This is a genomic window from Streptomyces sp. NPDC001868 (assembly GCF_040297125.1).
Lineage (GTDB): Bacteria > Actinomycetota > Actinomycetes > Streptomycetales > Streptomycetaceae > Streptomyces.
The window spans coordinates 65,451-85,425 of sequence record NZ_JBEOYO010000006.1; the positions used below are offsets into that span (position 1 = coordinate 65,451).

Consider the following 19,975-nt stretch of genomic DNA (forward strand, 5'->3'; position numbering starts at 1 on the left):
GAGGTGCTCCGGGTCAGTCGCCGGTGGTGTGGGCGAGGCGGGCCAGGGCGACGGCGCCCGGGGAGCCGTCCGCGACGGGGGTGACGGCGAGTCCGAAGGGCGCCAGGTGTTCGGTCAGCGGGAGCAGGAGGGGGCCGTCCGGGGCGAGGAGGCCGCCGGTGGCGACGAGGGGTTCGCCCGGCTGGGGGGCCAGGGCCGCGACGGTCTCGGCCAGGCGGCGGGCGGCCTCCAGGAGGATCCGCACGGCGGCGGTGTCCTTCTCCTCGGCGGTCCGCACCACTCCGGGCGCGTGGTCGGCCAGCCGGACGGGCGGCCGGTCCATGACGGCGGGCAGCACCTGGGCGCGGTAGGCCGTGCGCAGCTCGGCGCTCCACGGGACGGTGTCGTCGGCGCCGTAGCCCTCCGGGGGCAGGACCTCCGCCGACAGCCCGAGGTCCCGGCCGACGGAGCGGACGAGCGCGGTGGGAGCGCTCCGGCCGTCCGCCGCGCGCAGGGCCGCCCTCACAGCCGCGCGGCCGATCCAGAAGCCGCCGCCGTCGTCCCCGAGGAGCCAGCCGTCGCCGCCGGAGGTCGCGGTCGGTACCCGTCCGGCGATCCGGGCCGCGACCGCGCCGGTACCGGCCACCAGGACCAGCCCGTCGGCGGGATGGCCGGGCGCCGAGGCGAACGTCGTCTCGATGTCGCTGTGGACACCGACCGAGGCGGCGGCGATGCCGACCCGGGCGAGCGCGGCGGACAGGGCGGCCCGGGCCCGCAGCCGGCCGGGCTCGTCGGCGCCCTGCGCCCGGTGCCCGGCCCCCGCGAAACCGCCCGCCACCGCGACGACCCGCCCGCGCAGTTCCTCGGGCACGGCCCGCGCGAGGGCCTCGGCGAGATGGTCGGCGAGCATCGGCCCGGGCACGGTGAGCGAGTTGCCCGGCCCGGCCGTGCCCTCGCCCCGCGTACGGCCGTCGCCCAGCTCGGCGAGGACGGCACGGGTACGGGTGCCGCCGGCGTCGAGGCCGACCACGAACGCCGGAGCGGTCGCCGAAGTTTGGTTCAAATCACTATTCATCGCTCTCCATGGTGGTTGATACATTCGCCGCAGACAAGGTCCGACAAGGCCGGATCCGACGAGACGGGATCCGACGAGGTCCGTCTCGCGAGGAGGACACCATCGACACGCCCCCGCTCCCGCCCGCGCCCGCGCTCCGCTTCGGCGTCAACTACACCCCACGCCGAGGCTGGTTCCACGCCTGGCACGACTTCGACCCCGGGCTCGCGCGCGAGGACCTGGCGCAGATCGCCGGGCTGGGCCTGGACCATGTCCGGGTCTTCCATCTCTGGCCCCTGCTCCAGCCCAACCGCACCCTGATCCGGACGTCGGCCGTGGACCAGCTCGTCCGGTTGGTGGACCTGGCGGCCGAGTGCGGTCTCGACGTCCTCGTGGACGGCGTCCAGGGTCATCTGTCGAGCTTCGACTTCTACCCGGAGTGGACGCGCAGCTGGCACCACCGCAATGTCTTCACCGACCCCGACGCGATCGAGGCCCAGGCGCTGCTGCTGCGCACGCTCGGCCGCGCCCTCTCCGGCCACCCTCATCTCATCGGCCTCCAGCTCGGCAACGAGCTGAACAACCTCGTCGAACACAACCCGGTGTCCGTGGCCGAGGTCGACCACTACCTCGACACCCTGCTGGCCGCCGCGCGGGACGGGCTCGGCGAGGGCACCGGCCTGGTCACGCACTCGGCGTACGACGCCGCCTGGTACGGCGACGACCACCCCTTCACCCCCGAGGCCTCGGCCCGCAAGGGCGACCTCACCACGGTCCACCCCTGGGTCTTCTCCGCGAACTGCGCCGGCCGCTACGGTCCGCGCTCGCCGCAGGTGCACCACCTCGCGGAGTACGGCACCGAGCTGGCCGCCGCCTACGCCACCGACCCGGCCCGCCCGGTCTGGGTCCAGGAGACCGGCGCGCCCGAGCCGCACATCCCGGCGGCCGACGCCCCCGACTTCGCCCGCGCGACCCTGCTGAACGCGGCCGGCTGCGCCCGGCTGTGGGGCGTGACCTGGTGGTGCTCGCACGACGTCGACCGCGCCCTGGCCGACTTCCCCGAACTGGAGTACACACTCGGCCTGTTCGACTCCACGGGCCGCCCCAAGCCGATCGCGGACGCCCTGTCCACGACGGTCACCGAGCTCCGCACCGCCGCCACTCCGCCTCCTCCCCGGACGACGGCCCTGGTCCTGGACTGCACCCCGGCCACCCGCTCGGCCTCCGGCCCGGGAGGCGTCTTCTTCGACGCCTGGATGCGGCTGCGCCAGGAGGGCGTCCGCCCGGCGGTGGTCCTGGCGGAGCGCGCGGAGGACTCGGCGTATCTCGCGGCGCGGGGGATCACCGAGTTGATCGAAGGGAAGTGAGGTGGCGGGCGGGGCGGGGTGCCGGACGGCTATGAACCCCGCCCCGGCCCGCGCGCCCCTGAAACGCCCGGGGCGCAGCCCCGGCATTTCAGGGGCGCGGGGAACTGCGCGAGAAGCCCCACGGACCCGAGGCCGGTCCCCAGCGGAGACCACCCCCGCCGGGGACCGGCCTCGCTCAGAACGTCCGCCCCGCCAAGACCTCGGCGAGGGCCCGCAGATTCACCCGCCCCCTCCCGTGCGCGGCAATCGCATCGCCCGCTTCCGGAAGGCCGGTCGAGACCACCAGGGTGTCCGGCCGTGCCGCCAGCAGGGCATCCCGGAGACGGCTCTGCCAGGGATACAGCTCCGCGTCGCACACGGCGACGACCAGCGGACGCCCCCCGGCGGCCCGCAGCACCTCGCCCACGACGGCCCCGATATCGTCAGGTTCCCCGGCGACCGCCGTCCCCGTGGCGGTCGCGTCGAGGGCGCGGACCTCGGTGAGGAGGTCCTCGCCGCCCCAGTTGAGGGCGGGGTGCGGGGGCGGGAAGCAGTCGACGACATGGGCGCCGGGCACCGGTTCGGGCAACGGTCCCCCACTCCGTACGGCCCGTCGCGCCGCCGTCAGCCCGGCGTCCGCGTCCCACGGGGCCACGGCACCCGGCCGGTACGGCACCGCGTACCGCAGCGCGAGCCGCCGTACCCGTTCCGCCGCCTCGGTCACCCGCCCCTCCGTGAGGTCGCCGGTCCGCAGGGCGTCGAGCACGGCGTCCCGGCAGGCGAGGGTGACCTCCAGGTCCGGTACGGCGACGATGACCTGGTCCGCTCCGGCGGCGAGCGCGAGCCGGGCGCCGGCCGCCTCGCCGTAGCGGTCGGCGATGGCCTTCATCTCCAGCGCGTCGCTGACGAGGACGCCGTCGAAGCCGAGTGCGCCGCGCAGCAGGTCGGAGAGGATGCGCGGGCTGAGGGTGGCGGGCAGGTCGGGGTCGAGGGCCGGGAAGACGACATGCGCGCTCATCAGCATGGGCACGCCCGCGTCGACGGCGGCCCGGAAGGGTGCGAGGTCGAGGCCCTCGTACGGCCGTGGGTCGACCGCCAGCTCGTGGTGGCTGTCGGTGACGGTGCCGCCGTGGCCGGGGAAGTGCTTGGCGCAGGAGGCCACGCCGCGGGCCTCGGTGGCCTCGATCCAGGCGCGCAGATGCCGGGAGACCAGCTCGGGGTCGCCGCCGAAGGCACGGGTGCGCACGATCGGGTTCTCGGGGCGGCTCTGGACGTCGGCGACGGGGGCGTAGGAGGCGGTGATGCCGAGCGAGAGCAGGTGTCCGGCGAGGGCGTCGGCGCACGCGGCGGTGAGGCCGGGGTCGTCGGCGGCACCGAGCGCCCAGGAGCCGGGCACCTCGGGGGCGCCCGCGGCGACCAGATGGCCGATGCCGCCGCCCTCGTTGTCGATGGCGACCAGCAGGTCCGGGCGCAATGTCCGCAGGGTGCCGGTGAGTTCGCGGACCTGGTCGGCGTCGCGGATGTTGCGGGTGAACAGGATGACCCCGCCCAGACCGCGGTCGATCAGCCGTTTCAGGGTGTCGGGGACGGTCGTCGTCCCGTCGAAGCCCGCGACGAGGCAGCGGTGGGCTGCCTCGTCGAGGGCCGCGGGGAGGACCGGGCCGAGCGGCCCGGCGGCGGAGTGTGTCACCTCCGGAATCCTCTGGCTGGTCAAGCCGAAAGTCAACAGTTCCGTGGATGATTGATTCACCAAGCTTCGGCGCGGGTTTCGCCAAGCCTCGGCGCGGGTTTCGCCAAGCCTCGGCGCCCGAAGTGGTGGCCCCCTCCGCCGTCTCTCAGTTCTCGATCGGCTTGCGGTAGCGGACGTACTCGTTCCGGCGGCGGAATCCGACGCTCTCGTAGAGGTCGTAGGAGCGGTACGGATTGGCGGTCCCGGTGTACAGACGCGCCGTCCGGGCGCCGTGGTCGCGGAGGCAGCGCAGGCCGTCGAGCAGCAGGGCGCGGCCGAGCCCCCGTCGTCTCGACTCGGCCCGGACGCTCAGCTCCTCGACCTCGCCCACGGCGCGGTCCCGCCGGTGGTGGACGGAGCACAGAGCGACACCGGCCAGCCGGTCTCCGTCCCAGGCGGCCCGCCAGCAGGTCGGGGAGGCTTTGGCGGCCGTGGCGGCCGTGGCGAGGAACCTCTCGTACGGCCACGTCCGAGTGTGGGCGGCGTCCGCGTAGGAATCGACGACAGCCGACCAGGCGGCGCGGTAGTCGTCCGGCTCGACGGCGCCGAGTCGGACACCGGCCGGCAGGGGATTGGCGCCGGGCAGCGTGCGGAGGTCGGCGAGTTCCAGCTCCACCAGGCTGAAGACCCGCCGGTAGCCGCCGGCCAGCAGCAGCGCCGTCGTGTCCGCCTCACCGGCCGTGGCGTTCGCGCCGAACACGGCCGTCCGCCCGGTGCCGTGCTCCCGCACCAGCCGGCGGATACGGTTCTCCGCCCAGTCGAGCATGGCCGAACCGATGCCCTGGCCGCGATGTCCGGGCAGCAGGTAGCCGCGGTGCAGGTACAGCCATGTGCCGTCCCGCTCCTCCCACCACCTGATCGTCGAGTAGCCGACGACGACACCTTCGCCCTCGCCCTCGCCCTCGCCTTCGCCTTCGCCCTGGTAGTGCACCAGGATCTGGTTCTCGTGGGGGTCCTCCGACTCGGCGCAGGCCTTCGCGATGTCGGCGGCCGTCGGGAGTCCCTCCACGACCGACCCGGCGTCGATCCGGTCCCACTCCGCGCAGCCGAGCCGTACGGCGGCCATCGCGTCATGGTCCTCAGGGCCCCGGTACGGGCGGCAGGTGTAGCGGTGTAAAGCCATGTCCCAGATGTCCCGTACACACGTGCGCTCTGTCAATCGCCTTTCGGCGGCCCCTGACGCTCGACGGCCGGGTGACGGGACGGCTGCGTGGAGGTCCTCGGTCGTGCGCGCACCCAGCCGAGCAGCACCACCGAGCAGAGGGCGGCGAAGGCGCACCAGGTCGAGACGAACTCCAGTCGCCACAGGGTCCAGCAGATCGAGGCGCCGACGGCGACCAGGACACCGAGCGCCACGAGCCGCCGGTCGCCGGAGAGGAGCAGGGAGCCGACGGTGGCGAGGAGGTAGCCCGCGACGAGGAGGGCGGGGTGGGAGAGGTCGACCGTGTAGCCGACGGTACGGCCGCGGATCTCGGCCGTCACCGGGCCGGTGGTGAGGCCGTGGGTGAGCAGTGCGGCGGTCACGACTCCGACGGCGAGGAGTGCGGCGAGCCGGGTGCGGGCGTGCGGCGGGGCGGCGCACCACACACCGGCCGGCACCCACACGGCCAGCAGTGGCAGGGCGATCACGGCCCAGGCGACGGTGGCCGGTCCGCTGCCTCCGCCCGAGGACCAGACCGCCGCCTCCACGATCTGATGGGCCCCGAGCAGCAACGGCAGCGCGGCGAGCGGCAGATCCCGCCCGCTGCGCACCAGCGCCACACTCGCCCCGCCGACGGCGGCGACACCGGTACCCGCCACGAGATCGGCCGTCGCACTCCAGCACATCACGCCACCATGGGGTCGACCGTCGTCTGCGCGGGCCACGCTACGTCGCTCCTGGTGGGCGCTCGTGGGGCGACACGGGGGTCACGGGGCAGACGTGGCAGAGGTGGCGGAGGTGGCAGAGGTGACGGAGAGGTCGGGGCCGGGCCGGAGGGGCAGGGCAGCCAGGGGGCTCCTACCGCTGCGCCGGCGCGGTCGCGAGCTTCTCCGTTCCCGGGCCGGACACGCCCGCCAGACCAGCCGCCCGTCCCGTCGCCAGGAGGAGCAGGTCGGCCACCGGGCCGCGGATCTCGTCGGGGCCCTTGCCCGCCGTCCAGGTCGCGTCGGTCGCCACCAGTCGCAGTCCCCGGAGGCGTTTGCGTGCCCCGTAGAAGGGGCTGGCGACGACGTGGGCGAGCGCGGCGGTGGCCTGCTCCGTGGGCATCGGGCGGTCCCGTCCGAGGGGGCGCGCGATGTCCTGGCCGTGGACGAGGAAGTCGACGAGCGGGTCCAGCGGCGCGGACAGGGGCGCGCGGCGGGGCGAGCCCGCCGTCTCGCGGATCTGTGCGACGAGTTCGGCCGGCCCGAACCGGCCCGCCCGTTCCCGGGCGACGTCGAACTCCATCCGGTTCCAGTCGCCGCGCGCCCGGATCGCGCCCTTGATCGTGCCGAGGAGCGTGGCGCGCGTCGACAGTGTCAGATGGGCCGCCACGTCGTGCACCGTCCAACCGGCACAGAGCGAGGCCTCCCGCCACTCCGGGCCGTCGAGGGCGTCGAGGAAGTCGGCGAGGCTCAGCCGCTCCTCCTTGGTCCATCGAAGAATCCGCTCACGGTCCATGTCGTCCGACACTCCTCGTCTGGGTCGTTGGGCCGTCTGGGCCGTCTGGGCCGCGGATGGCGTCACCGCACGGAACGGCCGCCGTCACGCGACTGCGGTACCGCATGCGGTGCCGTGGCTCTTGTAGACCGCAGCCGCCCGACGAACTGATCGAGCCGCCACTGTGACCCACGTCACCCAGTAGCCCCATCACCTCTCGCCCCATCACCTCGTCGCCCCGGCACCCCGTCACCGCACTCACGCCCTGCGCGGCGGCCCCGACGCGTCGGGCGGCATGTTGAACGGTGTGACCACCTGGATCGCCGAGGGCGGCATAGGCCCGTCGTCCGGCAGCGCCCCGTGCGCGCGCATCACGGTCTGGCAGGCGCGGCGTACGTCATGGCGGAGGTCGTGATGGAGGACGGCGGACAGACGGCGCTCGCGCAGCAGCCCGGTGTTGTCGTGGTCGAGGTCGTGGGCGATGAACACCGCGCAGTCCCGGCCCAGTTCGTCGAACGCGTCCAGGGTCGCGAGGTTGCCGCCGCCCATGGAGTAGACGGCGACGATGTCCTCGTCTCGGCGGAGCGCCGCGAGGACGAGATCGCGCTGGGTGGCGTCGAGGCCGTCGCTGTCGGTGACCTCCACGAGGGAGCGTGCGGGGTGGGCGAGCCGCATGGCGCTGCGAAAGCCCATCTCACGTTCCTCCTCGCCCCGGAAGGAGGCACGGCTGATGGTGGTCAGCACATGGCCGGGCCGGTCGCCGAGCCACTGGCCGACGAGGTACGCGGCGGTGGTCCCGGCCGCGCGGTTGTCGATCCCGACGTACGCCACGCGCGCGCTGCCGGGCAGATCGGTGACGAGGGTGACGACGGGGATGCCCGCCCCGGCCAGCCGGTCGACGGCTGCGGTGATCTCCGGCAGATCCGGGGCCTTGAGCAGCACACCCTGCGAACCGCGCTTCGCGATCCTGTCCAGGGCGGTGACCAGTTCGGTCGCGGGACCGGTCTCACGGAAGTGGAACCGGGAGCGCACGACGGCGGGGTGCAGGGAGGGCAGTTCCGCTTCGAGTGCGTCGCGCACGGCGGTCGTGAAGCGTTCCGGGGCCTGCATCACGATGTCGATCATGAACGTACGGCCCCCGATGCGGACCTGGCTCCGCTGGCGGTCCAGGTCCTCGACGGCCTGCCGTACCTCACGGACCGTGCTCTCCCGCACATTGCCGCGGCTGTTGAGGACCCGGTCGACCGTGGCCGTGCTCAGCCCCGACTGACGGGCGATCTCCCTGATTGTGTACGGGTGTCGCATCGCTGTCTTCCCAGACTCCGTGATGTCTTTTTGATGTGTTTCCGCGCATTGAATGATGGGTTCGAGGTCCTCAGACTGACAGAACGGACGAGGCTTGCGAAAGGAGCCGCGATGTCCCCCATCGCTGCGGTGTCACGGACCTGGCTGACCGAGGCGGACTGCGATCTCGACGCGTTCCGCGCGCTCGTCGAGCAGAGCACCGACCCCGCCGACCACCCCTCCGCCGAGCGGGTCGACCGGAATGTTCCGCTCTACGACAGCGACCGGCTCCGCGCCCTGTCGGCCACCCCCGAGGGCCGCCGGACCGTACAGACCGAGCTGGTCCGGACCCTGATGGACGGCCCCGGCATCGTCGTCCTCAAGGACGCGTTCGCCGACCCGGCCGTCGTGGACCGGGCGTCGGCCGCGTTCCGTGAACTGATCGAGGAGGAGCGCGCCGCCGGTACGGCCCGGGGCGACCACTTCGCGAAGCCTGGCGCCAACGACCGCGTCTGGAGCGCCCTGGACAAGATGGCCGTACGGGCGCCGGACGTCTTCGCCGACTACTACGCCAACGACATGCTGGCCCTGATCTCCGAGGCCTGGCTCGGACCCGCCTACCAGGTCACCTCACAGGTCAATGTCGTCAACCCGGGCGGCGCGGCCCAGAGCCCGCACCGCGACTACCACCTCGGGTTCCTCTCCCAGCGGCAGGCCGCCGCCTACCCCGCGCACGTCCACCGCCTCTCCCCCGTCCTCACCCTCCAGGGCGCGGTCGCCCACTGCGACATGCCCGTCGAGTCCGGCCCCACCCTCTATCTGCCGCACTCACAGAAGTACGAGCCCGGCTATCTCGCCTGGCGACTCCCGGAGTTCGTCGAGTACTTCGACACCCATCGCGTCCAACTCCCCCTGGACAAGGGCGACGCCGCGTTCTTCAACCCCGCGCTCTTCCATGCCGCCGGGCACAACCGCTCGTCGGACATCCGGCGTATGGCGAACCTGCTCCAGATCTCCTCCGCCTTCGGCCGCGCCATGGAGACCGTGGACCGCGTGGCGATGGCCGACGCGCTCTTCCCGGTCCTGTCGCGCCGCAAGTCCGAGGGCGCCTCCGACGACTGGCTGCGCCGCGTCGTCGCCGCCACCGCCGAGGGCTACGCCTTCCCCACCGACCTCGACCTCGACCCGCCCGTCGACGGCCTGGCCCCGCCCTCCCAGGCCGACCTGCTCTGGCGGGCCGTCAGCGAGAACTGGACCCCGGAACGGCTGCGCGGTGAACTGGAGGCGGGCGCACGGCGCCGAGGGCGCTCGTGAGCCGCGCCGCCCGCCGCCGACGGCGTTGTCAGTGGCTCCCCCTAATGTGGTGATGGTCGCTGGACGTGGCGTGTTTCCGCCGGTCGACGACTGAATCCGCGTGGGGTGGGCCGGGGAGCCGGCACGGTCGGAAGGGGTGGGGGCGTGCGCCGCTGGGAGTATGCCGAAGGGAGCTCTTCGAAGTTCTGGGAGGCCGAGGCGGACGGGGTCACGGTCACCGTCCGGTACGGGCGTTGCGGTGCGGAGGGCCGGACACAGGTCAAGGAGTGCACATCGGAGGTCGAGGCCGCCGAGTATCTGCGGAAGGCCGTAACCGCCAAGGAGCACAAGGGGTATCGGGAGGTCGGCTCGGCCGGTGGCGGAGCGGCGGCTGCGGTGGGGAAGCTCGCCGAGGACGCGGTCGTCGGGGAGGGCGCCGTCGTCGATGAGGACGCCGTGGTCGATGAGGACACCTTCGTACTGCCGGCCTCCTGGCACCGCCATCTCCATCCGCGCCGGGGCGGGATCCGCCGGAAGCCCACGCCCCTGCGCAAGGGCGCGGCGAGCCAGGCCGAGCAGCGGCTGAGCTCGGGGGCCACGTGGGTGCGGCTGTACCTGGACAGCCCGCGGAGTGACGCGGACCTGGTGCGGGCAGCGGAGGCCCATCTCTCCGGTACGGCCGACCCGCTGGGCGCTGCCGTGCTGGCCGTCGCCTCCGACTTGGCCTGGTCGGGCGCGGCCTGCGCCGACGCGTGGGTGGAGGCCCACGGACCGGTCTTCGCCGCCCGCGCGACCGTCGAACTCTTCGACGTCAAAGGGCACTTCATCCAGCACGGCAGCCGCCGCTTCGATCCGTACCTCGAGCGCGTCCCCGACAAGCCCTTCGCGGGCAGCACGGAGCGGGTGCGACCCGTCGCGGACCGGATGCGCGCACTGCTCGCCTCCGCCGACGACGACACGTACGACGCGGTGATCGCGGCGCTCACGGGGATGCGGAGCAGCGCCCGCAGACGAGTCGTCGTCTCGTATCTCGTCCCCACCGAGACGGACTGGCTCGACGAGTGCGCGGGCGGCCCCGAGGCGAACCGGCCGCGCGACAACACCCTGCGCTCGATGCTGTTCTGTTCGTTCAACGACCCGGAACAGGTCCGTCGGTTGGGCGGTGTGGCGGGCCTGGGGTACGGCGCGTGGCCGATGCCGACGGTCGCCACCGTCGCCGAGGGCATCGGCACGGCGGTGGCACCCCTCGTGGCGGAGTCGTTGCAAGACACGTACGTCACGTCGGACACCATCAGGAAGGTCAACTCGATCCTGGTCGAGCTTCCGTCCGACGAGGCGTTCGGCCTGCTGCTGGCGCGGCTCGGCGACAAGCGGACGCAGCCCTTCGTGACGAAGGCGGCCCGCCGCTACCCGAAGCGTGCCCTGCGCATGCTCGCCGAAGCCGTGGCGGCGGGCGGGCCGCACGCCGACGCCCTCCGGCACTCACTGCTGGTGCATGTGTCCGCCTGCCCGGACATCGCCGAGGAAGCCCTCGCCACCCTCTCCCCGGAGGCGGCCGGTGCCGTCGAACCACTGCTGAGTCCGCGGGACCGGGTGCCGGACGCCCCGGCCGCCTCCCTGCCCGACCTGCTCACGAGTCCCCCGTGGACCCGGCCGCGCGAGACCGTCAAGGCCCGTACGGTCACCGGGCTGGTCGCCGAGGACACGCCCGGGATCGTCTGGCTGCCCGGTGAGCGGCAGAAATGGGCGGACACCCAGTCCCGGGAGCGGGACTGGGCCTCGCACTCCGAGTGGCCGGACGATCCGGACGCCCTGCTGGACGCGGTCCGCTCGGACAGGCTCGGCGCGATGGGGATCTTCCTCGACAAGCCCGAGGAACTGGTCCGGCCGCTGCTGGACGAGTGGAACCCCACGAGCCTGGCGGACAGCGACGCGGCTCTCAGGCCGATCGTCGCCCGGTTCGGCACGGACGCGTTGGGGGTCGTTCTGCGTGTCGCCCCGCAGTGGCCTGCGTCGCTCGCCCCGCTGCTGCTGCCGTATGTGAGCGTGGGGGCGGCCCGGCTCGTCGCGGAGTGGGCCGTGCGGCTGAAGTCGGCGCGGGCGACGGCCCGTTCCTGGTTCAAGCGGCATGGCGAGGCCGCCGCCCCGCTGCTGGTGCCGGACGCCGTGGGCAAGGCGGGTCCGGCGCGCCGCCACGCCGAGCAGGCTCTGCACACCATCGCGGCCCTGCACGGGGAGCAGGTCGTGCGCGCCGCCGCCGAGAGGTACGGCGCCGAGGCGGTGGCGGCGATCGGGGAGTTGCTGTCCGATCCGCTGCGGGCGGCGCTGCCGGCGAAGCTGCCCGAGCCCGTCGAGTGGGCCGAGCCGGTGCTGCTTCCTCAGATCCTGGTGCGCTCCGGTGGCGCCCTGCCCGCCGACGCCACCCGGCATGTGCTGACCATGCTCGCGATGTCCCGGCCGGACGAGCCGTATCCGGGGCTGGACGTGGTCCGGGAGCTGTGCGTGCCGGAGTCGCTCGCCGAGTTCGTCTGGGCCCTGTTCGAGCAGTGGCGGCTCGCCGGTATGCCGAGCCGGGAGAGCTGGGCGCTGGGCGCGCTGGGGCTGCTCGGCGACGACGGGACGGTACGCCGTCTCACCCCGCTGGTGCGGGCCTGGCCCGGCGAGGGCGCTCACCAGCGGGCGGTGGACGGGCTCGGTGTCCTGGCCGCGATCGGCACCGAAGTGGCGCTGATGCATCTGCACGGCGTGGCGCAGCGCGTGAAGTTCAAGGCGCTCCAGACCCGCGCGCAGGAGAAGATCGCCGAGCTCGCGGCGGACCTCGGGCTGACCGGCGAGCAGCTCGCCGACCGGCTGGTCCCCGACTTCGGCCTGGATACGCGGGGCACCACGGTCATCGACTACGGCAGCCGTACGTTCACGGTCGGCTTCGACGAACAGCTGCGCCCCTTCGTGCGGGACCCCGACGGCAAGCGCCGCAAGGACCTGCCCCAGCCCGGCGCACGGGACGACGCGGAGCTGGCCCCAGCCGAGCGCAAGCGGTTCATGGCGCTGAAGAAGGACGTACGGACCATCGCATCCGACCAGGTGCGACGGCTGGAGTCGGCCATGGTGCGGGGCCGTTCATGGCCGGCGGCCGAGTTCCGCGAGCTGTTCGTCGGGCATCCGCTGCTGTGGCATCTCGTCCGGCGGCTGGTGTGGCTGAGCGACACGGACGGCACGACGACCGCCTTCCGGGTGGCGGAGGACCGTACGTTCGCGGACGTCGAGGACAGCACCTTCGTCCTGCCCGACACGGCGAACGTACGGATCGCGCACCCGCTGCTGCTGCCGGACGAACTCGACACCTGGGCCGAGCTGTTCGCGGACTACGAGATCCTCCAGCCGTTCCCGCAGCTGGGACGGCAGACGTTCGAGTTGACCATGGAGGAGACCGCCGGCTGGCAGTTGGAGCGCTTCGAGGGCCTCACGGTGACGACGGGCGCGCTCGTCGGCCTGGAGCGGCGCGGCTGGCGGCGCGGTCAGCCGCAGGACGCGGGCGTCGAGTGCTGGATCTCCAAGCAGCTCGCCCCGAACCGCTACGCGGTGCTCACCCCCGACCACGGCATCACCGTCGGCTTCTTCGATCCCGCCGAGCGGCAGAAGGTGGAGCACGTCTGGCTCGCCACCCGGCCGGGCGACCACTGGCCGAAGGACACCCACGGCGTCCGGTTCGAGGAGATCGACCCGGTCGTGATCTCCGAACTGCTCGCCGACCTGACGGAGTTGACGGCACCGTGACGACGAGAGAGACGCCGGACAGGGCGCAGCGGACGCGAACGACACAGACGGCGGACGTCGGGGACGCCGCGGAGGCTGCGGAGGCTGCGGAGGCTGCGGAGGCTGCGGAGGCTGCGGAGGCTGCGGAGGCTGCGGAGGCTGCGGAGGCTGCGGAGGCTGCGGAGGCTGCGGCCGAGCTTCAGCGGCCGCCCGCCGAGGTGCGCCACGCCGGCGAGCTGGCCGCGTTGCGGGCCGACGACAGCGGGCCTCGGCCGCCCGGCTGGGAGTTGAGCCTGCGGGCGGTCCGGCGTTTCGTCGTCGGCGACGACAGCGCGGGCATCAGCCGGAAGTTCGTGGGGAACCGTTCCTAAAGACTGAGCGGGAGTGAGTCCTGTTGCCAGGTCTCATGCTCGGCCGAACGCCCCGGACGGTGTTGGGCGTTCTGGTTCCCCGCGTTCGCTCCGCAACCGGGCGGCACGGATCGTGTCCGTGGTCCGGGAATGCGGCGGCGGGGTTCCTCACGCCCAGGAACTTCCGGTCCGGCCTGGACAGTCCGATGCCCCACACGATCACTCCGGTGCTGTGGGGGCGGTGTCGTCCTCCCCCAGTGCCTGAAGGGCCTGGGCGTGAACTGCGTTCCGGCAGGACACGCGAGGGCGACGGGGTGGACCGGCCGTCGGCGGTGATGAGCACCGCCGAGGCCGTGTCCGTCGCCCACGCGGTGGGGGTGCGCGGCTGGTTCCTGCGCGGGGAACCGGGCAGCGCGGCCGACGTGGTGGCCTGTCTGGCGGGCACGGTGGCCAAGGACAGCCCCGAGGACCTGGCCCGGCTGCGCCGCCATCTGGAGCAGCGGGTGTCGCGCCGCGGCGGACCAGTGGCAGGCCCTGTACGACGCGCGCCATCTACTGGATGGCTGACATGCCGGCCGTGTTCCTGGGGGTACGCCACCACTCCCCCGCCTGCGCCCGGCTGGTCGCCTCGACGATCGAACGGCTGCGGCCCTCGTACGTGCTGGTGGAGGGTCCGTGCGACATGAACGACCGGTTGGACGAGCTGTTCCTCGGCCATGAGCTCCCCGTCGCGGTGTTCAGCCACGACCGCGACGGGGAGCGCGCCGCGACGTCGTGGACGCCGCTGTGCGACTACTCCCCGGAATGGGTGGCCCGGCGGGCGGGGCGGTCGGCGGGCGCGGGGGTCCGGTTCATCGACCTTCCGGCCTGGCATCCCGGCTTCGCGGAGCGCGCCAACCGTTACGCCGACGCGGAGGCCCGCTACGCCGAGGCGACGGCGCGGTTCTGCTCCCGCTTCGACGGGGACGGCGTGGACGCCCTCTGGGACCGGCTCTTCGAGGTGGCCGACGACGAGGACCTTCCCGAGCGGCTCGACGCCTACTTCGCGCTGGTACGCGGCGACACCCGCGCCGACGACGGCGACCGGGCCCGTGAGGCGTACATGGCGTCCTGGGTACGGGCGACGCTGGCCGTGCCCGGGGACCCGACGGTCGTGGTGGTCACCGGGGCCTTCCACCAGCCGGCGTTGCGGGGGCTGGTGGGGGCGGTGGGCGATGGAACGACGGACAAGGGGGCGATGGGCCACGGGGTGATGGACGAGGAGGCGGCGGACGACGGGGCAGCAGACGACAGGACGGCGGACGACAGGACGGCGGACAGCGGGCCGGTAGACAGCCGGGCAGCGGGCAGCGGTTCGGCGGGCAGCGGTTCGGCGGGCAGCGGTTCGGCGGGCAATGGTTCGGCGGGCAACGGCGAGCCGGTCCGTGCGGCGCACGCGTCCCCGAGGTGGCCCAAGGTGCCCACGGCCGCCGAGGACGCGCTGAAGGGCAGTTTCCTCGTGCCGTACTCGTTCCGGCAGTTGGACTCCTTCGCCGGGTACGAGTCGGGCATGCCGTCGCCCGGTTACTACCAGCAGGTCTGGGACGAAGGGGTGGAGGCGGCGGCGGACGGGCTGGTGCGGGCGGTGGCGACCCGGCTGCGCTCCCGCCACCACCCCGTCTCCACGGCCGATCTGATCGCCGCCCGCGCCCTCACTCGGGGTCTGACCGCGCTGCGCGGCCATGCGCGTCCGGCCAGGACCGATGTGCTGGACGGGATGGCGGGCACGCTGATCGGCGAGGACCTGGACCAGCCGCTTCCGTGGACGACACGGGGAACGCTCGCCCCGGGAGCCCATCCGGTGGTGGTGGAGATGATCGCGGCGAGCACCGGTGACCGGGTGGGCGCCCCGCACCCCGACACGCCCCGGCCGCCGCTCATCGCCGATGTCGCCGGGCGTCGCCGCCACAGTCACGCCGGCGACCACGATCCGGCGTACGGGGCAACCCTCCCGAACGCGGCCACGACCGCCTGGACCGACTCCTGCATACGCCTGCACACGCCTGCACACCTCAGCCGATCTCACCACCGACCTCAGCCACCGGCCCCCCTGGACACGCGTGACGGATGTCGCCGCGAGGGGTTGACGGCGGCGCGTGTGCCGGTCACGTTCGACAAGGCACGCATCTCGGGAGCGCTCCCACACTCCGTGGGTCGAAGGGACGGTCACATGCGGACGCCTCGCCAGTTACCCCGACGAACGGTCGTCACGGCCGCCGCCGCGAGCCTCGTCGCCACCGTCGTGTCCCCCGCGCGGGCCGCCGGAGCGCGGGCGGCCCGGTTCCACACGGTGGGCCGGGTCAAGAAGGCCGCCGACGGGACCGTTCGGTACAGCTGGCCCGGTGTCTCCTTCGAGGGGAGGTTCCGTGGGACGGGGGTCGGGGTGGTCCTCGACGACTCCGACAACGACTACGACGTCCAGGTCGACGGAGCGACCGTCGCCACCCTCGTCACCCCGGGCCGGACCGTCTCCTGGGTCGGCGGGCTCGCCGACGGCGGGCATCGCGTGCGGGTCGTGAAGCGGACGGAGAGCCCGTGGGCGGCCGGACGGTTCGGCGGATTCGTCGCGGCTCCCGGCGGCGCGATCCTCGCGAGACCCCGGGCGCGGAGCCGGCAGATCGAGTTCATCGGCGACTCGTACACCGCCGGGTACGGCAATGTCTCCGAGACCCGGGACTGTTCCGGCAACGGCGGGGTCGACCGGAACAGCAACGCCGATCTCGCCTTCGGCGCGCTCACCGCCCGGAAGCTGGACGCCGATTTCCAGGTCAACGCCTTCTCCGGCCGCGGAATGGTCCGCAATTACAACGGCGGCGAGCCGGGCACCGACTTTCGCACGTACTACGACCGGGCCCTGCTGGACGTCGAGGGCGATGTCTGGCGGAGGCCGGACAGCTGGCGGCCTCAGGTCGTCGTGATCGGGCTCGGCATCAACGACTTCTCGACGCCCCTCAACCCCGGAGAGCGCTGGAGCACGACGGCCGAGCTGGTCGCCGCCTACGAGAGCGCCTATCACGGGTTCCTCGACGAACTGCGCGCCCGGTACGGGCCCAGGACGTTCCTCGTGGTCGCCGCCGCCCGCCTCTGGAACACCACCGCGTTCGCGGAGGCCACCCTGCGGATCGTCGAGGAGCGGGGCCGGCGCGGCGACGGCCGGGTCAGCCACTGGTACTACGACGATCCCGGCCTCGACCACCTGGGCTGCGACTGGCATCCCTCGCTCCACGACCACCGGATCATCTCCGGGCTGCTGGACGCCCACCTGGCGGGGCTTCCGCTGCGTTGGTAGCGGGCGTGGGCGGTGTGCGGCGCCGAGGAGGGCACGGCGGTGTGCCGCACGGGCTCAGGCCGTCAAAGCCTGCCCCCGCTTCAGGGTGTCCAGAAGGCCGGCGTGGTGCAGTGTCGCGACGGGGGCGAGGAGGTCGGGGTGGCGGAGGAGTGCGGCGGCCCGTCGGTCGAGTTCGTCGGGGGTGAGGAGGCGGCGGAAGGCGGCGGGTGTACCGGCCGTGTGCGGGGAGCCGTCGAGGGCGGCCACGGCGGTGCGGGCCAGCTCGGGGTCGGCGAGGAGGCAGGCCGCCCAGCTGGCCACGACCTCGTCCACCCAGGTCCGCCACGCGTACTCGTCCGGTGTCAGGTCCTCGTCGAAGCCGGTGATCCAGTCGAGCCGGGCGGTGCCGCCCGGTCCCGCCACCCCGACGAGCCCGGCGTCCATCGGCGTGGGATAGCGGAGCCAGGCGGCCACGGTGACAGCCTGCCGGGCCTGCGCCTCGGAGAGCGCGCCGTCCAGCGCGCCGCCGTCCGCCGGAAAGGCGCGCGTCAGCCATTGGGTGGTCGCCGCTATCAGCGGGGAGAGATCTGTGAGCACACTGAGCCATCCGTGGGTACTGGGGAACGCGTGCACAACGTAGTCGTGCGCCGTCGGGCCGGAAATGGCGCAGGCCACGGAATACACGTGTCCTGGGCCACATCTTCTTTTGCGGCACTGACTCACCGGGACGTCAATACGACGAATTCGGGACCGCGAGGGTTTCACTGACCTCCACAGGGCCCGGATCGGAACGAGCGGCCGGGACACGCGGGTGAGGAGCGACGGAAATGGGACACGGCGGCGACGTCATCGAGGAACTGAAGACCGACCACCGGGAGGTGGAAGAAATCTTCGGCAAAATCGAGGAATTGCCTTCCGGTCACCCGAAGCGCAAGGAATACGCCGACCTGGTCACCATCGAGCTGGTACGGCATTCCGTCGCGGAGGAGGCCTGCCTATCTCTACCCGACGGTCCGTAAGCACATGCACAACGGTGACGCGGTCGCCGACCGGGAACTGGCGGATCACATCGAGGCCGAGCGCACCATGAAGGATCTGGAGCGGTGCGCCGCCGACGACCCGGAGTTCGACCGACTGATCACCCAGCTGATGGCCGAGATCCGGCACCACGTCCGGGACGAGGAGAGCAATCTCTTCCCGCAGTTGGCGAAGTCCTGCCCCGTCGCGATGCTGACCGACCTCGGCGACAAGGTCCGCCGGGCCAAGAAGCTGGCACCGACCCGCCCCCACCCGGCGGCCCCCACGAAACCCCCGGCCAACAAGATCCTCGCACCGGGCCTCGGCCTCATCGACCGGGTGCGCGACGCGCTGAGCGGCCGGGGCAAGGACTCCTGACTCCAAAGATGTACCTCCCCAGGTTGATAGCGGGCGGACGGCACGGACGGCCTCGGCGCCCCGGGTTTCACCCTGAGCACCCTGAGCACCCTGCGCGCCTCGATGCTGGGCAACCGGGTGCTGTCGGCCGAGACGGGCCGCGACGACGTGGTGGCCATGTGCCGCGCCAACCCGCTGCTGATGACCACGGACGGCAAGGAGGTCGACGTACGGCAGGCGTGCGCGACCCTCGCCGACTGGGACACCCACGCCGACACCGGCAGCCGGGGCGCCGCGCTCTGGTTCACCTTCTTCGAGCGCCTTCTCGGGGCCGGTCCGCCCGACACTTGGCGGCGCGTCGCCTACGACCCGGCGCAGCCGCTCACCACTCCGCGCGGGATCAAGGGTGACGACATACGGGTCCGGCGTGCCCTGGCCGACGCGGTCCAGGACTTCGCCGCCCGGGAGCTGCCGGTCGACACCGAGCTGGGTGCCCTGCAGAAGTGGGCCGGTGTCCCGCTGTCCGGCTGCACCGGTCAGAAGGGCTGCTTCAACGTCGTGGACGCGGGCCCCGATTCGGGCACCGGCGCCCCGCCCGCCGGCGCCTTCGGCACCAGCTTCCTCATGGCCGTGGAACTCACCCCCGACGGCCCCCGCGCCCACACCCTCCTCACCTACGGCCAGTCGGCGAACCCGGCCTCCCCCCACTACACCGACCAGACCCGCCTCTACTCCCGCGAACAATGGGTCCGAGAGCGCTTCACCCAGGCGGAGATAGCGAGCGACCCGACCTTGGAGGTGACGACCCTGCGTCGCTGAAGCGACGAGGCCGCGCCACCGAGCAGGCGGCAACGGGCCCGCCCGGGCCCGCAGTTCCGAGGACCCGGGCGACACGACCGGAGCACGGGAGGCCCCGGTCGTCGACCACCGGGACCGGCCACCGTCGGGACCGGCCACCGTCGGGACCGGCCACCGTCGGGACCGGCCCGCCCGGCTGCCCTACCGTTGCTGCGCATGAAGCTCCTGATCATCGGCGGCAGCGGGTTCCTGGGCGGCGAGTTGCTGCGCCAAGCGACGGCGGCGGGGTTCGCGACGGCGGCGACCTACGCCACCCAGCCGCCGGACACCGTGGGGGACGTCGTCTGGCACCCCCTCGATGTCCGGGATTCCGGGCAGGTGGCCGGGGTGATGGCCGAGGTGGCTCCGTCGGTGGTCGTCAACACGTCCAGCGGTGGCGCCGATTGGGCGGTCACCGCCGAGGGGGCGGTCCGGGTGGCGATGGCGGCGGCCGGGCGGGGCTGCCGGCTGGTGCATGTGTCCAGCGACGCCGTGTTCTCGGGCGATCACGGTCGTTACGACGAGACCCGGCTGCCCGATCCGGTCACTCCGTACGGTGCGGCGAAGGCCGCGGCGGAGACCGGTGTCCGGCTGCTGGCGCCGCACGCGGTCGTGGCCAGGACCTCGCTGATCATCGGGGACGGGCACCCCCTGTCCGTGCATGAACGGCATGTGCACGATCTGGTGGCCGGCACCCGGGAGGGTGTGCTGTTCACCGATGTCGTGCGCTGCCCGGTGCATGTGGCCGACCTGGCCGCCGCGCTGCTGGAACTGGCCGCTTCCGAGGAAGAGGAAGGAGAGAGGGGAGGGGAAGGCGCAATGTGGCACATCGCCGGGCCGGACGCCCTCACCCGGCACGAACTGGGTGTCCTCGTCGCCCGCCGCGACGGCCTGGACGCGTCGCGGCTGCCGGCCGGGCGGCGGGCCGACACCTCCCTGCGAGGAGCGCTCGACGTCCGGCTGGACAGCCGGGTGACCCGGCGCCGTCTGCGCACCCGGCTGCGTGGCGCCCGGGAGTTCCTCGGGGAGCGGCGGGGCTGACGGAC

General features: G+C 73.1%; 15 protein-coding genes and 2 pseudogenes. 10 read left to right on the forward strand and 7 right to left on the reverse strand.

What is annotated here, in order from left to right:
* Positions 1-13 precede the first annotated feature (13 nt).
* Positions 14-1,054, reverse strand: a complete 1,041-nt coding sequence (locus tag ABT147_RS09460) for a BadF/BadG/BcrA/BcrD ATPase family protein (protein ID WP_351403688.1) — start codon at positions 1,052-1,054, stop codon at positions 14-16.
* A gap of 8 nt (positions 1,055-1,062) precedes the next feature.
* Here ABT147_RS09460 and ABT147_RS09465 point away from each other — a divergent pair, with 8 nt between their 5' ends.
* Positions 1,063-2,400: a glycoside hydrolase 5 family protein gene (locus ABT147_RS09465; protein WP_351403689.1), complete on the forward strand. Its 1,338-nt coding sequence runs from the start codon at positions 1,063-1,065 to the stop codon at positions 2,398-2,400.
* A 175-nt stretch (positions 2,401-2,575) separates the two neighbouring features.
* On the opposite strand, the gene ABT147_RS09470 is transcribed toward ABT147_RS09465, so the two are convergent.
* The 5 genes from ABT147_RS09470 to ABT147_RS09490 form a co-directional block, all read right to left on the reverse strand.
* The gene (locus ABT147_RS09470) at positions 2,576-4,069 is read right to left on the reverse strand and encodes a glycoside hydrolase family 3 N-terminal domain-containing protein (protein WP_351403690.1); all 1,494 of its coding nucleotides are present in this window, start codon (positions 4,067-4,069) and stop codon (positions 2,576-2,578) included.
* Between the two features lie 145 nt (positions 4,070-4,214).
* Positions 4,215-5,231, reverse strand: a complete 1,017-nt coding sequence (locus ABT147_RS09475; RefSeq protein WP_351403691.1) for a GNAT family N-acetyltransferase — start codon at positions 5,229-5,231, stop codon at positions 4,215-4,217.
* Between the two features lie 32 nt (positions 5,232-5,263).
* The gene (locus tag ABT147_RS09480) at positions 5,264-5,935 is read right to left on the reverse strand and encodes a DUF6629 family protein (RefSeq protein WP_351403692.1); all 672 of its coding nucleotides are present in this window, start codon (positions 5,933-5,935) and stop codon (positions 5,264-5,266) included.
* Between the two features lie 172 nt (positions 5,936-6,107).
* A complete protein-coding gene (locus ABT147_RS09485; protein WP_351403693.1) occupies positions 6,108-6,749 on the reverse strand; it encodes a maleylpyruvate isomerase family mycothiol-dependent enzyme in 642 nt (213 codons plus the stop codon).
* A 237-nt stretch (positions 6,750-6,986) separates the two neighbouring features.
* Complete coding sequence (locus ABT147_RS09490; RefSeq protein WP_351403694.1) at positions 6,987-8,033, reverse strand: LacI family DNA-binding transcriptional regulator; 1,047 nt, start codon at positions 8,031-8,033, stop codon at positions 6,987-6,989.
* Between the two features lie 111 nt (positions 8,034-8,144).
* Here ABT147_RS09490 and ABT147_RS09495 point away from each other — a divergent pair, with 111 nt between their 5' ends.
* From ABT147_RS09495 to ABT147_RS09520, 6 genes and pseudogenes are all read left to right on the forward strand, one after another.
* A complete protein-coding gene (locus ABT147_RS09495) occupies positions 8,145-9,326 on the forward strand; it encodes a phytanoyl-CoA dioxygenase family protein (protein ID WP_351403695.1) in 1,182 nt (393 codons plus the stop codon).
* Between the two features lie 144 nt (positions 9,327-9,470).
* A complete protein-coding gene (locus ABT147_RS09500) occupies positions 9,471-13,082 on the forward strand; it encodes a WGR and DUF4132 domain-containing protein (protein WP_351403696.1) in 3,612 nt (1,203 codons plus the stop codon).
* Positions 13,079-13,432 carry a hypothetical protein gene (locus ABT147_RS09505; protein ID WP_351404103.1) on the forward strand — a complete coding sequence of 118 codons (354 nt, stop codon included), beginning with the start codon at positions 13,079-13,081 and terminating at the stop codon, positions 13,430-13,432. Before ABT147_RS09500 ends, ABT147_RS09505 begins: the two co-directional genes overlap by 4 nt.
* A 314-nt stretch (positions 13,433-13,746) precedes the next feature.
* Positions 13,747-14,097, forward strand: coding sequence for a hypothetical protein (locus ABT147_RS47290; RefSeq protein WP_502983065.1), 351 nt, complete (start codon positions 13,747-13,749; stop codon positions 14,095-14,097).
* Positions 13,980-15,344: pseudogene (locus ABT147_RS09515) on the forward strand (DUF5682 family protein); the annotation flags it as partial. The gene ABT147_RS47290 and the pseudogene ABT147_RS09515, both read left to right, overlap by 118 nt.
* A 276-nt stretch (positions 15,345-15,620) precedes the next feature.
* Positions 15,621-16,739 carry an SGNH/GDSL hydrolase family protein gene (locus ABT147_RS09520; protein ID WP_351404087.1) on the forward strand — a complete coding sequence of 373 codons (1,119 nt, stop codon included), beginning with the start codon at positions 15,621-15,623 and terminating at the stop codon, positions 16,737-16,739.
* Positions 16,740-16,793: 54 nt separating this feature from the next.
* Here the strand turns inward: ABT147_RS09520 and ABT147_RS09525 are convergent, their stop codons facing one another.
* Positions 16,794-17,315 carry a hypothetical protein gene (locus ABT147_RS09525; protein ID WP_351403697.1) on the reverse strand — a complete coding sequence of 174 codons (522 nt, stop codon included), beginning with the start codon at positions 17,313-17,315 and terminating at the stop codon, positions 16,794-16,796.
* A 230-nt stretch (positions 17,316-17,545) separates the two neighbouring features.
* Here ABT147_RS09525 and ABT147_RS09530 point away from each other — a divergent pair.
* The 3 genes and pseudogenes from ABT147_RS09530 to ABT147_RS09540 all read left to right on the forward strand — a co-directional run bounded on the left by ABT147_RS09530 (position 17,546) and on the right by ABT147_RS09540 (position 19,970).
* Positions 17,546-18,113, forward strand: a pseudogene (locus tag ABT147_RS09530) (hemerythrin domain-containing protein).
* Between the two features lie 90 nt (positions 18,114-18,203).
* Entirely contained in the window at positions 18,204-18,911 is a 708-nt protein-coding gene (locus tag ABT147_RS09535) for a penicillin acylase family protein (protein ID WP_351404089.1), read from the forward strand.
* Between the two features lie 195 nt (positions 18,912-19,106).
* The gene (locus ABT147_RS09540) at positions 19,107-19,970 is read left to right on the forward strand and encodes a sugar nucleotide-binding protein (RefSeq protein WP_351403698.1); all 864 of its coding nucleotides are present in this window, start codon (positions 19,107-19,109) and stop codon (positions 19,968-19,970) included.
* Positions 19,971-19,975 lie beyond the last annotated feature (5 nt).